This is a genomic window from Rhodococcus sp. WB1, from assembly GCF_001700945.1.
GTDB lineage: Bacteria > Actinomycetota > Actinomycetes > Mycobacteriales > Mycobacteriaceae > Rhodococcus > Rhodococcus aetherivorans.
In genome coordinates, this window is the sequence record NZ_CP015529.1 from 4,245,727 (window position 1) to 4,262,207 (window position 16,481).

A 16,481-nucleotide genomic window follows, 5' to 3' on the forward strand; every position below is an offset into this window, starting at 1 on the left:
ACGATGACGATCTCCAGCACCGTGACCACACTTCGGGGCGACGGCGTTTCCCTGGTCGCCGATGTCTGGGAGCCCCCGTCCGAGCGGAAGGGGACCGTCCTGCTGTTGCACGGCGGCGGGCAGACGAGGCACTCGTGGCAGCGCACCGGAATCCGCCTCTCGGAACAAGGATGGCGCTCATACGCGATCGACGCGCGCGGGCACGGCCACAGCGGATGGGCCGACGACGGCGACTACAGCTCCGACGCACACGCGCGCGACATCTGCACGATCGTCGACGAACTCGGTGAGCCACCGGTGCTCGTGGGAGCGTCGATGGGCGGTATGGCCTCACTCGTCGCCGAAGGAGACAATCCGGGGCTCTCCCGCGCGCTGGTGCTGGTGGATATCACCCCGAAGGCCGAACCCGAGGGGTTGGCCAAGATCACCGGATTCATGCGCGCGGGACTGGCGGGCTTCGACAGCCTGCACGACGCGCTCGACGCCGTGATCGCGTACAACCCGCACCGGAGCCGTCCGCCGCGGGTGGAGGGGTTGCGTAAGAACATGCGCGAGCGAGACGGTCGCTGGTACTGGCACTGGGATCCGCGGATGCTGTCGCATCGGACGAACCTTCCGGATGCTGCCGCGGAGCGCGAGGAGCGGGCCCGGGCCGCGGCGCGCGCCGTCGCGGTTCCGACCCTCCTGATTCGTGGTGCCCAGTCCGACGTCGTCAGCATCGAAGGTGCGCGCGAACTCCTGGAACTGATCCCCGGGGCGCGGTACATCGACGTGGGCGGTGCCGGGCACATGGTGGGCGGCGACGACAACGACGTGTTGAGCCGCGGCCTGGTCGAGTTCCTCGACGAGGCCGTCCTCACGGCGTAACCACCGGCCGGACCGGAACAGATAGCATCTATAGGTCACCCGCCGGGCAGACCCGCCCGGCGGACCGCACGAGCTGAAAGTAGATGATGGCCCGACCGTCGAAGCCTCTCATCAGTCGCGCGTCCGCGGTGGCGGCTTCCATCGAGATCATCGACTCCGAGGGACTCGATGCCTTCAGCCTGCCGCGGCTGGCGAAGCACCTCGGGGTACGGGCGCCCTCCCTCTACCACCACTTCGCCGACAAGTCGGAGATCCTCCAGGCTGTCGCGCGACAGATTGCCGGCGCCGGCACCCTGCCACGCCGCAGGCCCGGCCCGGACTGGCCCGAGTACTTCGTGACGCTGAGCATGAATCTGCGTCAGTCGATCCTCAAGCACCGCAATGCCGCGCCGATCCTGCTCCAGTATCTTCCGCGTGATCTGCTGATCGGCACCTACGAGGACACTGCCCGATTCCTGGAGGAGTCCGGCGTGCCGGCCCGCCTGCACGTCCAGATTCTCGACGGCATGGAGCGTTTGACGCTGGGCGCAGTGCTCACCGAGGCGATGCGCAAGCCGAGTACGAAGAACACGATCTTCCCGAACGTCGACCCGGAGTCGCAGCCGCTGCTGGCGCGAGCTCTCGCCGAGAACGAGATGACCTCCCGGCAGTTGTTCGAGGAGATGATCCGCAGCTTCCTCCACGGCGTGGTGCGCAACGCTCAGGTAGAGATCGCGGACAAGAGCCAACTGAGCGCGTCGGCCCACTGAGCGTGTCGGCCCACTGAGCGTGTCGGCCCACCGAGCGTGTCGGCCCACTGACCTGATCGGCAGTCGTACGACCACCCACGACGCAACGACGACGCCCCGCGGATCGAATCGCGGGGCGTCGTCGTCGGTCCTACCGGGCCGGAGCGGGCATGTGGACGGTCTTGATCTCGAAGAACTCCTCGAGACCTTCGAGGCCGCCCTCACGGCCCACGCCGGACTGCTTATAGCCGCCGAACGGCAGGGTGAAGTCCATCGTCGCGGTGTTCACGCTGATGGTGCCGGTGCGGATGCGCCGCGCAACCTCGAACCCGTGGTCGATGTCCTCCGTGTACACCGCACCCGACAGCCCGTACATCGAGTTGTTGGCGATCGCGATGGCGTCCTCTTCGTCTTCGTAGGTGATCACCGAGATGACCGGACCGAAGACCTCTTCCTGCGCGATCCGGGAGTCGGGGTCGACGTTGTCGAGCAGTGTCGGTGCGACGAAGAAGCCCTTGTCGAATCCCTCCGGTCGACCGCCGCCGAGCACGACCTTCGCGCCGTCCTCCTTCGCGATGTCGATGTATCCCAGGACGCGATCCTGCTGTCGCTTCGACGCGAGCGGGCCGAGGAAATTGGTCGGCTCCCACGGGTTGCCGATCGGCAACGCGCCATACGCGGCCTTCAGGACCTCGAGCACCTCGTCGTGACGCTTGCGGGAGACGAGCACGCGCGAGAGGGCGATGCACGCCTGACCGGACTGCATGCAGCCCCCCATGGGGAGCGTCTGCACCACGTGGTTGATGTCGGCGTCGTCGAGGATGATCGCCGCGGACTTGCCGCCGAGTTCGAGCGAGACACGCGCGATGCGCTCGCCTGCCAGCGACATGATGCGCCGGCCCGCCGCGGTGCTGCCGGTGAAGGTGACGTGGTCGACGTCGGGGTTGGTCACGAGCGTCTCCGACACCTCGCGGTCGGCGCACAGCACGCTGACGACCCCCTCGGGAATGCGACCTTCCGCGACCAGCTCGGCGATGATGTCCGCGAACACCGACGGCGAGAGCGGTGCCTCCGGTGCGGTCTTGAGCACGACCGAGCAGCCCGCGGCCAGCGCCGGGGCGAGCTTGAACGCGATCGTGCCGACCGGGCCGTTCCACGGGATGATCGCGGCAACGACGCCCGTCGGTTCCTTCACGATGCGCGAGACACCGCCCGCTGCGCGCGGACGCTCCTCGGTGGTCTCGAACGTGCGGGCCACAGCGGCCACCGCACGGAACAACCCGCCGACCATCTCCTGGGTCGGCCGGCTGACGCTCACAGGCACGCCGACCTCGATGACCCCGATCGGGGTGAGCTCGTCCACCCGCCGTTCGAGGCGGTCGGCGATGGCGTCGACGACATCGGCGCGCTCTGCCATGCTGCGAGACGACCACTCGCCCTTGTCGAACGATTCACGCGCTGCGGCAACCGCTTTGGCGACGTCTTCGACCGTGGCGGTGCGCACCCGCGCGACCTTCTCCTCGGTGAACGAGTCGACGACGTCGACCCATTCGCCGCCGGTCGAATCGACCCAGCGGCCGCCGATGAAAACCTGTTCGCGGTCGGCGATCGACGGGGTGGTACCCGTCGAGGCTTCGGTGGTGGTCATATGTGAAAGCTCCTTCGCTTCAGCGGATGTTGTAGCCGGCGTCGACCGGGAGCGTGACACCGGTGACGTAACGAGCCTCGTCGGAGGCGAGGTAGACGATCGCGTTGCTGATGTCGACGGCCTCGATCAATTCGACCGGCATCGGGTTCTTGTACGACTCGTCGGCGGCAACCTCGGGATGGGAGTTGACGAACTCGCCGTACTCCGCGTTCGCCACCATAGGCGTGTTCACGCCGGTCGGGTGCACAGTGTTCACCCGAATACTGTTCGGGGCAAGCTGTTTCGCGTAGATCCGCATGAGACCGACAACACCGTGCTTGGCGGCGCTGTACCCGACCTGACCGGGGAGGGTGTTCAGCCCGATGCTCGTCAGGCCGGCCGCAGAACTCGTGATGATGATCGACCCGCCCTCCCCCCGTTCGACGAGGTGCGGCACCGTCACCTCGAGCACGTGCCATACCCCGGTGAGCATGGTGTCGATTGCGTCGTGCCATGCCTGGCGCTGTTCACCGGGACCGATCACCGGCATGATGCCGGCGTTCGGCAGCACGATGTCGACCTTGCCGAACTGTGCGATGCCCGCGTCGTAGGCCCGCTGGACATCCTCGATGTTGCGGACGTCTCCAATGGACGCGACGATCGAGCCTCCGGCCTCCTTGACCAGCCGCTCGGTCTCGGCAAGGTCGTCGCTGGTCGCCATCGGATAGAAGACCGTGGGGATCTGGTCGCAGATGTCCATCGCGATGACGGATGCCCCCTCTTCGGCGAGCCGGACGGCGTGCGAGCGCCCCTGGCCTCGCGCCGCACCGGTGATGAAAGCGACCTTGCCTTCGAGTCGACCCATGAGTGTTCTCCTCCGATTGCACGCCCCAGCTCCGGGCGGGCAAGCGCCCTGCGTGGGAACGTAGTGAAGTTGGGGACCCACACATCAGTGTGAGGCGCACCACAGACGGTAGTTGCCTAAACCCTTTAGGTCAACGTCGGACAAGATTCGTCGCTCGTCTCACCCGGGCGGACTCGGAAGCTGGGCGCCTCGGCCCACTCGCCGACCTGGTAGCAGGAATGTTCCCCCTCCTGCTCGAATGCCATCAACCGGCACATGCGCACCGCCCCCGCGTCGTCCGGGTCGATACGAATCAGGGCGATCTGGGCCCCCGCGTCGCGCAGCGCCCCGAGTGCCATCGTGAGGAGCGTCATCCCGAGGCCCGCCCCGCGGGCGGTCTCCGTGAGCACGAGCGCCCGGACCGACGCCGCATCCAACTCGAGGTGGGTGGACAGCGCCGGATCGGACCACACGAACCCCACCTTCGCTCCCGAAGAGTCGGTTGCGACCAGCACATTGCCGGAACCGAGGCGGATCTCGTCGGCGAGGCGCTCGCGTTGCGCGAGTACGAGCGACGCCGCGTCCAGCACCTCGTCGATCGCCCGCGACACCGCCGGATCACCGAGCGGACGCGCGTCGCCCGTCGTGATGCCCTCGGGCGCCGCGACCTCGTCGAGCGGGATCGCGAACGGGCCGGACAGGTGGCGGAACAACGTCCACAGCCTGCCCACCGCCGGGATGCCGAACCGTCGCGCGAGACGTTCGGACGCGGGGTGCGTGCTGTACGCCCAGCAGCGCAGAGCCACCGCACCGGTGCGCTCCCAGCCGCCGTCCGCTGTCGTGCCCAGGCCGATCTCCTCGACCAGCATCGTGGCCACACCGCGCGACCGGTAGTCCGGATGGACGACGAACTGCACGGTACCCAGCCCCTCGCCGTCCACCTGCAGGTGCAGGTAGGCCACAATCACCAGCGGCGCGTCGTCGCGCGCGCTCAGGTCCTTGCGCGCCTTGATCGGCAGATGGGAGACGCGGACGCCGTCGCGACTCGTCGAGGTCACATCACCGGGGTGGATCCGCGAGAACCCGGCTTCCTCGTCGTACTCGGCGGCCGCGGCGACAAGAGCCAGCACCTCGTCCCGATCGCCGGAATCCAGTTCCGAACACCACTGATACGAGATCATCCTGTTCGCTCCTCATCTGCGGGTCAGTTCTCATAAATCTAATGCCGATCGGTATAGGGCCGCAACGGCCGAAGCGCCACCCGCAACCGGTCCGGGGTTTACACTTAAAACTACTTGAGTTAGATTTAGCGTCATCGATCCGAACCACCGCCTGGAGGGCAGCCATGACAGAGGTCGGAATTCCCCGCGAGGAACGCATTCGCCGCGCTCTCGACCATCTGCGCAACGACACCACCGACGAATTCGAGCACGTCACGTGGTTCGAACCCGTCGAGTTCACCGATCCGGAGATCGCCAAGCTCGAACGCGAGCGTGTCTTCGGCCGGGTTCCGTCGATCATCATCCACGGCTCCGAGATCCCCCGCGCGGGCGATTTCGTCACCCTCCAGTTGCCGCGGAACAATGTCATCGTCGTCCGTCAGCGCGACGGCAGCGTCAAAACCCTGGTGAACCAATGTCGTCACCGCGGCGCGATGGTCGAGAAGGAGGAGAAGGGCCGTTGCCGCCTGTTCTCCTGCCCGTACCATCGCTGGTCCTACGACACCGACGGCGCGCTGCGCACCATCACCCGCGACAACACGTTCGGTGACGCCGACCGTTCCGAACGGAACCTCGTGCAACTCCCGACCGAGGAACGTCACGGATTCGTCTGGGTTGTCGACGACGCCGACGCCACCATCGATGTCGCAGACTGGCTCGGCCCCGAAATGGACTCGATCATGGGGTCATACGGCATGGACAAAATGGTGACTACCCGAGTTCAGCGCTTCGACGAGCCCGTCAACTGGAAGCTGATGCAGGACGCGTTCCTCGACGGCTACCACATCCAGTACGCGCACCCGAACACCGCCGCCAAGCACATCCACACCAACGTCATGGCCTTCGAGGACTTCGGACATCACTGCCGGTTCCTCAATCTCCGCAAGACCATCGACCGGTGGATCGAGGAAGACCCCGGCGATCGCAGCCTCGCCGAGCACGTGACGGAAAGCCACCTGGTGGGTCCCAACAGCACCCTGCTCAAGCAGCCCGACCATTTCCAGCTGCTCACCTTCCGCCCCCACCGGAGCGATCCGCAGCGCTGCCACATGGAGATCCGTCTGATCGCACCGACGCTCGAAGACAGCGGCATGACCGAGGAGCGCTGGAATCGGATCTGGGACAAGAACGTCGAGATCCTGATCGCGGTCCTCCACAACGAGGACTTCCCGATCCTGCGTGGTTCGCAGGTCGCCATGGACAGCGCGAACGCCGGCAACATGCTCCTGGGCCGCAACGAGGTTGCCAACCAGGTCTTCCGCCGCGAGATCCAGAAACTCGTCGGCGAGAACTGACACCGAACACCACAGCGGGGCGCCTGCGGGCGCCCCGCATCAGGAGGATTACATGGAGAGCGATCTCTTCGAACACGACCACGAACTGTTTCGCGACTCCGTGCGGAGCTTCGTCGACAAGCACGTCGTCCCAAATCTCGAGAAGTGGGACGCCGACCGGCTCATCGACCGGGAAACCTGGCTCGCCGCGGGTAAGCAAGGACTGCTGGGCCTGAGCGTCCCTGAGCAGTACGGCGGGCCCGGCGAGCTCGATTACCGCTTTCGCGTCGTGATCCAGTCCGAGATTGCGCGGGTGGGCGCGTCCGCGCTGCAGTCCGGGTTCTCGACCAACGACGACATCGTCCTCAACTACCTGCTCCGCCATGCCACCGATGAGCAGAAGCAGCGGTGGTTGCCCGGATTCGTCACGGGCGAGACGATCGGCGCGATCGCGATGAGCGAACCGGCCGCCGGCAGCGACCTGCGGGGCATCACCACCACCGCAGTGCGCGACGGCGACCATTGGGTCCTCAACGGGTCCAAGACGTTCATCACGAGCGGCATCCTGGCCGACCTCGTCATCGTCTTCGCCAAGACCGACCCCGCAGCCGGTTCGCGAGGGTTCAGCCTCTTCGTGGTCGAAGACGGAACGCCCGGGTTCTCCCGCGGCCGCAAGCTCGACAAGGTCGGTCTGCACGCCCAGGACACGGCCGAGTTGTTCTTCGAGGATGTCCGCGTTCCCAAGGAGAATGTGCTCGGCGAGCTGGGGCAGGGCTTCGGCTACCTCATGCAGAGCCTTCCGCTGGAGCGGCTCGGTATCGGCATCGCCGCGCAGGTGTCCGCCGAGGCCGTCATGAGCTGGACACTCGACTACGTCAAGGAACGCACCGCCTTCGGCAAGCGCATCGGCGAGTTCCAGGGAATGGGCTTCACTCTCGCGGAACTGCAGACGGCGGTGGAGGTCTCACGCAGTTACCTCGATCGCTGCGTCCGGGAACACAACAAGGGCACGCTCACCGCGGTCGACGCGTCCAAGGCGAAGCTGTGGGCCACCGAGTTGCAGGGCCGTGTGATCGACGCCGGTGTGCAGTTCCACGGCGGCTACGGCTACATGATGGAATACCCGGTCGCGAAGGCCTTCATCGACGCCCGCATCCAGCGGATCTATGGTGGCACCAACGAGATCATGAAGGAAATCATCCACCGTGATCTGCTGAAGGCCTGAGCCCCGGCACACGAGGAAGGGGACCCGATCGAATCGGGTCCCCTTCCTCGTGTCAGCTTCGCGATTCCGGTGTGAATGTGAGCGGTAGCCGCACGCAACCACGCACCGACGTGCCGTGCATCAACGGCGGATCACTGTCGACCAGCGCGTAGTCGGGGATTCTCCGATGTATCTCCTCCATCGCCAAGGTGAGCTCGAGGCGGGCGAGGTGAGACCCGAGGCACCGATGCGGCCCTGCGCCGAACGACAGATGCCTGTTCGGGCCACGATCGATCACGAACGCGTCCGGATTGTCGAACTCGGCTTCGTCGCGGTTGGCCGCACACAGCAGGAGCAACAATTGATCGTCGGCCTTGATGTTGACGCCGGCGATCTCGACATCGCGGGTGGCCCGCCGGCCCATGCTGACGGCGGCTTCGATGCGGAGGATCTCCTCGACTGCGTCCGGCACCAGGCTGCTGTCGTCGATGAGCGCCTGCCGTTGCACCGGGTTGTTCGCAAGGTGCACCATGGCCCAACCGAGTGAACCCTGCACCGTGTGCAGTCCGGCAATGAGCAGCAGGAAGAACATGCGGCGCAGTTCCTCGTCAGTGAGGTGCCGCTCGACTCCGTCCATCCGGATCGGGGTATCGATGATCTGTGCGGTGACGCTCTCCGAGTCCTCCTGCCCGGAACGCACCCGATCCACGAATGCACCGAAGTACTCGAACACGTTCGTTGCCGCTTCTGCCCGGGCACGGGCGGATTCCTCCTCGCCGGCTCCCGGAATCCCCTGGAGCGCAATATCCGTCCACTCCGTGAACTGTTCGGCATCGTCGAGAGGCCAGCCCATGAGACTGAGGAAGACACGAGTCGGCAGCGCATGCGCGAACTCGGCAACGAATTCGCACCGGCCGGAGTCCGCGAAGCCGTCGATCAGTTGGTTGATGATCTCGCGGATCCTCGGCTCGAGCTCTTTCATCCGCGCCGGACCGAACAGTGGCTGGAGCGCCTGACGATACTGCGTGTGCTCGGGCGGATCGATCTCGACCGGGATGAACTTGCCCTGGCCGGCATCGACCAGGTTGTTCGGATAGCTGGAGAACGTCTCGGCATCGCGCAGGATGCGGAAGATGTCCGCGTACCGCGTGACGATCCAGTGCCCACCGTGGTGCGGGGAGTAGACGATCGGTCCGCGGGCACGGAGTTCGGCGGCCTTTTCCTGGAAGACATCGACCGGAGCGGCGAGAGCTGGGTCGTACACGTCGAAGTCGACGAGCAGATCCTCGGATACGTTACTGGCAGTCAACGCGTTGCACCCTTCTGAATCCATGGAACCTACCGATCCGACGCTCAGGTCGTCGGTGTGAACCTGATCGGAAGCCGCAAGCAGCCCCGCACCTGCGTTGCGTGCAGGATCGGCGGATCGGATTCGACGAGTTCGTAGTCCGGAATCCGGCGGTGCAATTCCTCGAGCGCGATCGACAGTTCGATGCGGGCCAGATGTGAGCCCAGGCACCGGTGCGGACCGGCACCGAATGTCAGGTGCCGGTTCGGTGACCGGTCGATCACGAACTCGTCGGGATCCTCGAATTCGCTTCCGTCGCGGTTGGCCGAACAGAGCACCAGCAGCAACTGGTCGCCGGCCTTGATCTTCGCCCCGCCGAGTTCGACGTCGCGGGTCGCACGGCGGCCCATACTCACTGCAGCCTCGATCCGCAGGACCTCCTCGACGGCGTTCGGGATCAGCGAGTCGTCCTCGATGAGCGCGGCGCGCTGACGAGGATTGTTCACCAGGTGGATCACGGCCCAGGCCAGCGATCCCTGAACGGTGTGCAGACCTGCGATGAGCAGGAGGAAGAACATGCGGGTCAGCTCTTCGTCGGTGAGCAGTCGCTTGCCGTCCTCGAGGTCGACCTCGGTGCGGATGAGTGCGGAGGTGACATCCTCACCGGGGTTCGCGCGACGCTCGTCGACGATCTTCTGGAAGTAGGCGAACATCTGCTGGGCTGCCTCGGCGCGTGCCTTCGCCGACTCGTCCTCGCTGGCGCCGGGCTTGCCCATCAGGGCGGTGTCGGTGGCCTCGGTGAGTATCGGGGCGTCCTCGAGTGGCCAGTCCATCAACGCGAGGAAGACGCGGGTGGGCAGCTCGTGCGCGAAGTCGGCGATGAACTCCGCCTCACCCTTGCCCGCGAAACTGTCGATCAGTTCGTTGACCACGCCCCGGATCTGCTCGGACAGCGCCTTCATCCGGTTCGGGGAGAACAGCGGCTGCAGGGCCACCCGATATCCGGTGTGCTCCGGCGGGTCGAGCTCGAGCGGCAGAAACTTGCCGTCCCCGGCATTGACGAGGTTGTTCGGGTAACTCGAGAAGGTTTCCGGGTCGCGGAGGACCTCGTGGAGCTCCTTGTACCGGGTGACGATCCAGTGGCCGCCGTGCGCGGTCGAGTAGACGACAGGGCCTTTGGCCGCGAGTTCGGCGACCTTCTCCTGCACGGTGTCCACCGGGTCCGTGAGCGACGGGTCGTAGATGTCGAAGTCGACGACAGGTGTCGACATTTCGTCGGTGATGGTCATGCTGATCGCCCCGTTCGAAGGGTCTGTGTTGCTCGAGAAGTCAGAGTGTTTCGAGGCTCAGGGCTCGTTCGGGGCACATCGCGACGGCCTCCTCGGCCGCCACGATGTGCTCCTCGGTCCTGAGCGTTTCCTGCACGAGCACCGGGTATCCGGCATCATCGCAGTCGACGATTTCGGGGGCGCGGCCGTAACAGAGGCCGTGCCCGGCGCACGCCGACCGATCCACGACGAGTCGGCGCGTGCCTGACTGCGCTTCCGTGTCGTGGGCAGTCATCGTCATTCCTCGCCGGTGACCATCGGCGGCGGGTTGTTCCCGTCTTCGGGGAACATCATCGCCACACGAGACAAGGTGCCGCCGTCGGTGGTCGGCAGGGTGACACCGGATATGTATGCCGACTCGTCCGACACGAGGAACAACGCAGCCCGCGCATTGTCCTTCAGCGACGGCGGACGATTGAGCTTGAGCGGAATCGGCGAGACACTCGGGTCCCACGGACCGACGACCTCCTCGTACGACTGCCCCACCACCGGAGCACCGGCCGGCGCCAGGAAGTTCGGCGACATCCCGTGCGTCGGGGCGATCGCATTCACCCGGATCCCGTACTTGCCCAGATCCAGGCTCAGACCGCGAACCATCCCGTTCACACCGGCCTTCGTCGCCGAATACGCTGCGATGCTGTGGTACGCCACGAACGACGCCGCCGACGAGGTCGCCAGGATGACACCGCCACCATTGGCCCGCAACGCCGGCACCGCCGCCTTCGCGGTGTAGAACACGCCGGACAGGTTCACCCCGATGACGTCCTGCCAGTCCGCGTCCGTCAGATCCTGGAACTCGACCTGCTCACCACCCGCAACGGACGGCACACCACCGCGCGAGACGATCCCGGCATTGGCCCACGCGATGTCGAGCTTGCCGAACGCCGCCACCGTCGCCGCCACCGCATCGACCACCTGCTGCTCGACGCGTACATCGGCGGTGACCGCGATCGCCGAACCACCCTGCTGCTCGACCAACTCGACCGTGCCCTTCGCACGCTCCGGATCGATATCGACCACCGCGATCTTCGCGCCCTCCGACGCGAACAACTGCGACGCCTCGCGTCCCAACCCGGACCCGGCACCGGTGATCAGCGCGACCTTACCTTCGAGTTTCATCAAAGCTCCTCAGCTCGAACATGTAACAGAGGGATGGAAGATGCTGGAGGACGGCGACTTCCCTACAGGGTTCGCACCGTCATGTGATTCAGCTTACATACATGAGAAGTGATACGTCAATCGTTCTTTGTAAATCAGCCGAGCCGGATCGACGTGTCGAGGACCCTTGCGCGGGAATCGACTCCTCACCGCATCGATGTCGTTGATGAACAGCCGCTTGACCATTGGCGAAACACTGCCGGTACGCGACACTGCTAGTACGCGACACTGCTAGTACGCGATGAAGAGAATCTCATCGCGCGAGTACTCCATTCCGGGATGTGACTCGCTCAGGTGCGACCGGGCCTTCGCAACCAGGTCGTCTTCATCCGTGCCCGTGACCACGGCTCCACACGGGCAGGTCAATCTCGTCTTCATCCTCATAGCGGTCGGCCCTTCTGCGCCATCGGTACGGTCGGTGACACCCCTGTCCGCCCTCGTCGACCGAGAGGCTCGGGAGCGCCGGGCCGGATGTGGGCGACATCACACCACAATATCTAACGTACGTAGGTTACACAACCGCCGGAGCCCTGATGCCGGCCCTCTGCTGTCGATAGAGCCGCCAGTGCGACACAGCAGGAACGTCGCGAAGCTCGGGTCGCAGATGAAGGCTACGTGCGCGCCTCCGTCTCCCAGCCCCCTCACGTTTCGGAATCGATCAGGCAGGCTCCGCGGCCTTTTCGACAGGCGCGTCCGTCCGATGCATGGCATTGGTCCTTCGGGGAACCAACGACACCAGCACTGCGGCAGCCACTCCAGCGAACGCGAAGGCGTAGTAGGCCCAGTCCGCTCCGAGCGCAGAGCTCATGATCATTCCGGTGAGAATGGGCCCGCAGACACCACCCAACCGGCCCAGCCCCACCGCCAGTCCGAGCGCTGTGCCACGCGCAGCGGCCGGGTAGAAGACCCCGACGAATCCGTAAACGCCCGTCGTGGAGGACGCACAGAAGCCGATCAGCAGAACCAACCCGAACACGAGCGCCTGTGCCGGCTGCAGGGTCAGGGCGGACACTGCGATCGCTCCCCCGACAAAGCTCACCGAGATCACCGGACGCGATCCCAGTCGATCCGCCAGACCGGTGATGACCACCATGCCGAACCCGCTACCGATGTTGAAGGCGAGCAGGAACGTCAACGCGGACCCGAGATCGTAGCCGGAGGCCCTCAGCATCTGAGGAATCCAGGTGTTCATGCCGTACGAGACGAGAAGGCCGAAGAAGGTGATGAGCGGGAACATGATCGTCGCGATCCTGTATCCGGGTGCGAACAGGAGCTTCAGACCCGACTTGGAACCGGCATTCGCGGTTTTCGACTCCTCCAGGGCCAGGCCGGATTCGGCACCGTGATCAACCGAGTAACGCTGCGTCAACGCGCGGGCCTCATCGTGCCGGCCCTTGCTCACGAGGAAAGCGATCGATTCGGGCAGGCTTCGGTATGCGATGACGAACAACACGACCCCAAGGAGGCCACCCACTGCGAACATCGATTCCCAGCCGAAGGCAGGGATCATGAAGATGGCGGCGATGGCGACCACGCACCCGCCGATGGGAAAACCGGTTTGGATGACGCCGTTGTAGAACTGCCGTCGGTCGACCTTGACGTATTCCTGGGTGAGCGCAATCAGGGTGGGGAGGGCTCCGCCGAAGCCGAGGCCGGCAAGCAACCGGAAGAGGCCGAAGGTCTCGAGATTCGGCGCAATGGCACATAACCCGGTGAACAGACTGAAGCTCACAATGCAGGCGAGCACGATCGGTCGCCGGCCGACGAGGTCCGTGAGGTAGCCGGCCAGCATTGCGCCGGCCATCATTCCGAACAGCGACAAGCTGCCGATCAACCCTGCCGAGGCGGTGGTGATCCCCCACTGTTCGATTTCCAGCAACGTCGGAAGCACTGCGCCGAACATGATGAGGTCGACACCATCGAGGATGGTGATGGCCAAGCAGGTGAGGACCACGGATCGGGCACCCGAGACGGCCCTTTCCTTCCCCAGGCCGGAGATCTGCGACATGTTGGTTCCTTCGGGTTGTGGGGTATCTGGGTTCGATGCCGATGAACGCGCGAGTGGCGGTTGTCGACGTGTGTCGACAACGGGGCAGAATCGTTCGATTGCAAGCTCATCGCGACCGTCGAGGTGCGGGGCTGCGGGATAAGCCCTTTACCACCGCGGTATGCCCTGCATCACACGGGCAGTAATCTAATGTCTATCGGTACTGGCGACAAGCCCGGAATGAGCACTTCGGAGCTCAGCCCCACTTCCTCGAATCCTCGAACGCACGCGCCATCCACTGATGAAAATGCTGGTTGGCAATCTCGTTTCGCCCGAAGTAGATCGGTCCGATGTCCGTGTTCGTAACGGCCTTCTGCAGACCCTCGTTGACGACGAGGTCCTCCTCTCGAAGTACCGCCATCAGAATGTTCCAGTTCTTGTCCCACCGCGCCTTCTGCTCGTCCGTCACGGCAGGTTCCCGAGTGAGAAGACGCATCTGCATCCGAGCCCCGACGGGCGTGCCCGGAGCAGGGACGAAGTTGAGCACCTCCAGATGATCCGGTTGACGCAGCACCGACATATTGGGCATCAGAAAGTGCGCAACGGTGATGTGCCGGTCGATCGGGGCGTCCGCGGGCGCGACACCTCGCACCGTGTCGATGCTCTTGCGTGCCGTGACCATTCGTCCGTGCCTGCCCATGGGTTCCCAGGATTGCGCGTTGTTGTAGAAGTACGGCGCAACAGTTCCGGCGTGGGTCGAGGTGATGTGGTAGCCGTCGAGGAAGGCATCCATCAAGACCTTCCAGTTGATGTCCACATCGAAGTTCTGGGCGATATGGCAGTGGTACTTGTCCATCTCCATGGCGGCGAGGGACTCGTCGAACTCCCGGCCGAGCCACTCCGCGATGTCGATCGTTCGATCACCCGCGGCGGAGTCGACGACCCAGACGAAACCATGTCGCTCCTCGACCGGAACCTCCAGCAGGCTCATGCAGCGACGATCGACCCTACCGAACGTCGGCTCGTCCGCGATCGACCGCAGACTGCCATCGCTCCCATACGCCCACCCGTGGTAGCGGCACGAAAAGATGCGCTTCGAACCCCTCTCCTCGGGAACGAGCCGGGCGCCTCGATGCCGGCAGGTGTTCACGAACCCACGAACCCCACCGTCCGCCTGCCGAACGAGAACAATCTCGTTGTTCGGCAACTGGACCGTCGCAAAGTCGTGGTTGCCGGGCAATTCGGTGCTGTGCGCCGCGATGATCGGCACATATCCGAACAGCTCTCTGCGCTCGCGGGCCGCCAGTTCCGGATCGGTGTAGACGCGCGGATCGACCTCGAGGATCTCCGGCGCCATATCGGTGGTGTCGTGGTCGAGGTGATCGAACAACGCCCGGGCAAAACCCGCTTTCGTCGCCTCGTCGTACGGAAGATCGGTGTAGACCATCGTGCTCACTCCTTCGCGGGACCGCGGCGGTCCCCGCAAGAACGTCGCTAGAGCTGCAGACTCTTGATTTCGACAAACTCCTCGAGGCCGAATGCCCCGCCCTCACGCCCAAGGCCGGATTGCTTGAATCCGCCGAAAGGCGCAGCGCCGTTGAACTTTCCACCGTTGACCTCGATCTGCGTCGCACGCATCCTGCGCGCAACCGACTTCGCGCGCTCGGGGTCGCCGGACCACACAGCGCCGGCGATACCGAAGATCGTGCCGTTCGCGATCTCGATCGCTTGCTCGGGTGTGTCGTACGCGATGATCGACAGCACCGGACCGAAGATCTCCTCCTGAGCGATCGTGCTGTCCGGGTCCACCTCCGAGAACACGGTCGGTTCGACGAAGAATCCGGTACGGGCCGGTGCGTCGACCGACCCGGCGACGAGCTTTGCGCCCTCCTTGACGCCGGCACGGATGTAGTCGAGGACCCGCTCACGCTGAGATGCGGTAACCATGGGTCCGAGCTTCGTGTCGCCGTCGGCGGGATCGCCGGGCGCATATGCCGCGGCCGCCTTCGCGGCGAGCTTCTCCGCCTCGGCCAGGCGGGAGCGCGGTACGACCAAACGAGTCTGCGCACTGCAGGACTGTCCGCCGTTCATGTAGCAGGCACGCACGGTGTGCGGCACGGCCTTACCGAACTCCTCGTCGCTGAGGTCGTCGAGCAGCACAGCGGCGCTCTTTCCACCCAGTTCGACCGACACCCGCTTCACTGTCCCGGCGGCCAGTTCGAGGACTCGCTTGCCGACCGAGTTCGATCCCGTGAAGCTGACCATATCGATGTCCGGATGAATGGCGATGGCCTCGCCGACGATCGGACCGTACCCGTGAACCAGATTGAATACGCCGGCCGGAACTCCGGCAGCGTCGACCGCTTCCGCCAGGGCGTGGGCGGTGAACGGGGCAACCTCGCTGGCCTTGACGACCACCGTGCACCCGGTCACGAGCGCAGCCCCGATTTTGGCGGTGATCTGGTGCAACGGGTAGTTCCAGGGCGTGATACACCCGATCACCCCGACAGGCTCACGCACGATCAGGGAGTTGCGGAGCTGTTCTTCCCACGGGAAGTCCCTCGCCGCGGTCACGGCCTCACGCAGGTCGACGATACCCAGTCCGACCTGGGCCCAACGCGCCACCCTGCGTGGGGTGCCGACCTCGGCGACGACGATATCGGTGATCTCCTCCTGTCGCCGCTCCAGTTCGTCGGCCAGACGCGAGACGAACTCCGCCCGCGTGTGCGGCGCGGTCTGTGACCACTGCTCCAAGGCCCGCCGCGCGGCAGCCACCGCCACATCGACATCTGCGGCAGCCCCGGCGGGGACATCCCCTATGCGTTCCTCGGTGGTCGGGTTGACGACGTCGATACGCTCCGCGCTCGTGGAGGCACTCCACGTGCCGTCCACGTACAGATCAAGGGTCACGATGGCTTACTCCGTATCATCGAGTTGACAGAATTCACCGGTACAC

At 65.0% G+C, this 16,481-nt stretch carries 15 protein-coding genes; 4 read left to right on the top strand and 11 right to left on the bottom strand.

Annotation, left to right across the window (positions count from 1 at the left end):
• The first annotated feature begins 3 nt into the window (after positions 1 to 3).
• Both A4U64_RS18885 and A4U64_RS18890 read left to right on the top strand, forming a co-directional pair.
• Positions 4 to 867, top strand: a complete 864-nt coding sequence (locus tag A4U64_RS18885) for an alpha/beta fold hydrolase (RefSeq protein ID WP_050034672.1) — start codon at positions 4 to 6, stop codon at positions 865 to 867.
• A gap of 86 nt (positions 868 to 953) precedes the next feature.
• Positions 954 to 1,616 carry a TetR family transcriptional regulator gene (locus A4U64_RS18890; protein WP_050036283.1) on the top strand — a complete coding sequence of 221 codons (663 nt, stop codon included), beginning with the start codon at positions 954 to 956 and terminating at the stop codon, positions 1,614 to 1,616.
• 130 nt (positions 1,617 to 1,746) lie between these two features.
• On the opposite strand, the gene A4U64_RS18895 is transcribed toward A4U64_RS18890, so the two are convergent.
• The 3 genes from A4U64_RS18895 to A4U64_RS18905 form a co-directional block, all read right to left on the bottom strand.
• Positions 1,747 to 3,243 carry an aldehyde dehydrogenase gene (locus A4U64_RS18895; RefSeq protein WP_029541665.1) on the bottom strand — a complete coding sequence of 499 codons (1,497 nt, stop codon included), beginning with the start codon at positions 3,241 to 3,243 and terminating at the stop codon, positions 1,747 to 1,749.
• A 19-nt stretch (positions 3,244 to 3,262) separates the two neighbouring features.
• Entirely contained in the window at positions 3,263 to 4,087 is an 825-nt protein-coding gene (locus A4U64_RS18900) for a mycofactocin-coupled SDR family oxidoreductase (protein WP_050034671.1), read from the bottom strand.
• A 125-nt stretch (positions 4,088 to 4,212) separates the two neighbouring features.
• Positions 4,213 to 5,247 (bottom strand): acetyl-CoA--Cys-GlcN-Ins acetyltransferase mycothiol synthase, encoded by a 1,035-nt coding sequence (locus A4U64_RS18905; RefSeq protein WP_006936271.1) that lies wholly within the window; start codon positions 5,245 to 5,247, stop codon positions 4,213 to 4,215.
• A gap of 164 nt (positions 5,248 to 5,411) precedes the next feature.
• Between A4U64_RS18905 and A4U64_RS18910 the strand changes: the two genes are divergently transcribed.
• Together A4U64_RS18910 and A4U64_RS18915 are read left to right on the top strand one after the other, a co-directional pair.
• On the top strand, positions 5,412 to 6,581 hold the full coding sequence (locus tag A4U64_RS18910; RefSeq protein ID WP_006936272.1) for an aromatic ring-hydroxylating oxygenase subunit alpha: 1,170 nt from the start codon (positions 5,412 to 5,414) through the stop codon (positions 6,579 to 6,581).
• 52 nt (positions 6,582 to 6,633) lie between these two features.
• Positions 6,634 to 7,785 carry an acyl-CoA dehydrogenase family protein gene (locus A4U64_RS18915; RefSeq protein WP_029541658.1) on the top strand — a complete coding sequence of 384 codons (1,152 nt, stop codon included), beginning with the start codon at positions 6,634 to 6,636 and terminating at the stop codon, positions 7,783 to 7,785.
• A gap of 52 nt (positions 7,786 to 7,837) precedes the next feature.
• On the opposite strand, the gene A4U64_RS18920 is transcribed toward A4U64_RS18915, so the two are convergent.
• The 8 genes from A4U64_RS18920 to A4U64_RS18955 all read right to left on the bottom strand — a co-directional run bounded on the left by A4U64_RS18920 (position 7,838) and on the right by A4U64_RS18955 (position 16,435).
• On the bottom strand, positions 7,838 to 9,097 hold the full coding sequence (locus A4U64_RS18920; RefSeq protein ID WP_050034670.1) for a cytochrome P450: 1,260 nt from the start codon (positions 9,095 to 9,097) through the stop codon (positions 7,838 to 7,840).
• Between the two features lie 20 nt (positions 9,098 to 9,117).
• Complete coding sequence (locus A4U64_RS18925) at positions 9,118 to 10,341, bottom strand: cytochrome P450 (protein ID WP_006936278.1); 1,224 nt, start codon at positions 10,339 to 10,341, stop codon at positions 9,118 to 9,120.
• A 40-nt stretch (positions 10,342 to 10,381) separates the two neighbouring features.
• The gene (locus A4U64_RS18930; protein ID WP_080688541.1) at positions 10,382 to 10,615 is read right to left on the bottom strand and encodes a ferredoxin; all 234 of its coding nucleotides are present in this window, start codon (positions 10,613 to 10,615) and stop codon (positions 10,382 to 10,384) included.
• Between the two features lie 2 nt (positions 10,616 to 10,617).
• Positions 10,618 to 11,499, bottom strand: a complete 882-nt coding sequence (locus A4U64_RS18935; protein ID WP_065922958.1) for an SDR family NAD(P)-dependent oxidoreductase — start codon at positions 11,497 to 11,499, stop codon at positions 10,618 to 10,620.
• Between the two features lie 270 nt (positions 11,500 to 11,769).
• Entirely contained in the window at positions 11,770 to 11,922 is a 153-nt protein-coding gene (locus tag A4U64_RS18940; RefSeq protein WP_373867490.1) for a DUF1059 domain-containing protein, read from the bottom strand.
• A gap of 274 nt (positions 11,923 to 12,196) precedes the next feature.
• On the bottom strand, positions 12,197 to 13,546 hold the full coding sequence (locus tag A4U64_RS18945; protein WP_043799826.1) for an MFS transporter: 1,350 nt from the start codon (positions 13,544 to 13,546) through the stop codon (positions 12,197 to 12,199).
• Between the two features lie 235 nt (positions 13,547 to 13,781).
• Positions 13,782 to 14,972 (bottom strand): aromatic ring-hydroxylating oxygenase subunit alpha, encoded by a 1,191-nt coding sequence (locus tag A4U64_RS18950; RefSeq protein WP_006936291.1) that lies wholly within the window; start codon positions 14,970 to 14,972, stop codon positions 13,782 to 13,784.
• 47 nt (positions 14,973 to 15,019) lie between these two features.
• Positions 15,020 to 16,435, bottom strand: a complete 1,416-nt coding sequence (locus A4U64_RS18955; RefSeq protein WP_065922959.1) for an aldehyde dehydrogenase family protein — start codon at positions 16,433 to 16,435, stop codon at positions 15,020 to 15,022.
• Positions 16,436 to 16,481: the final 46 nt, after the last annotated feature.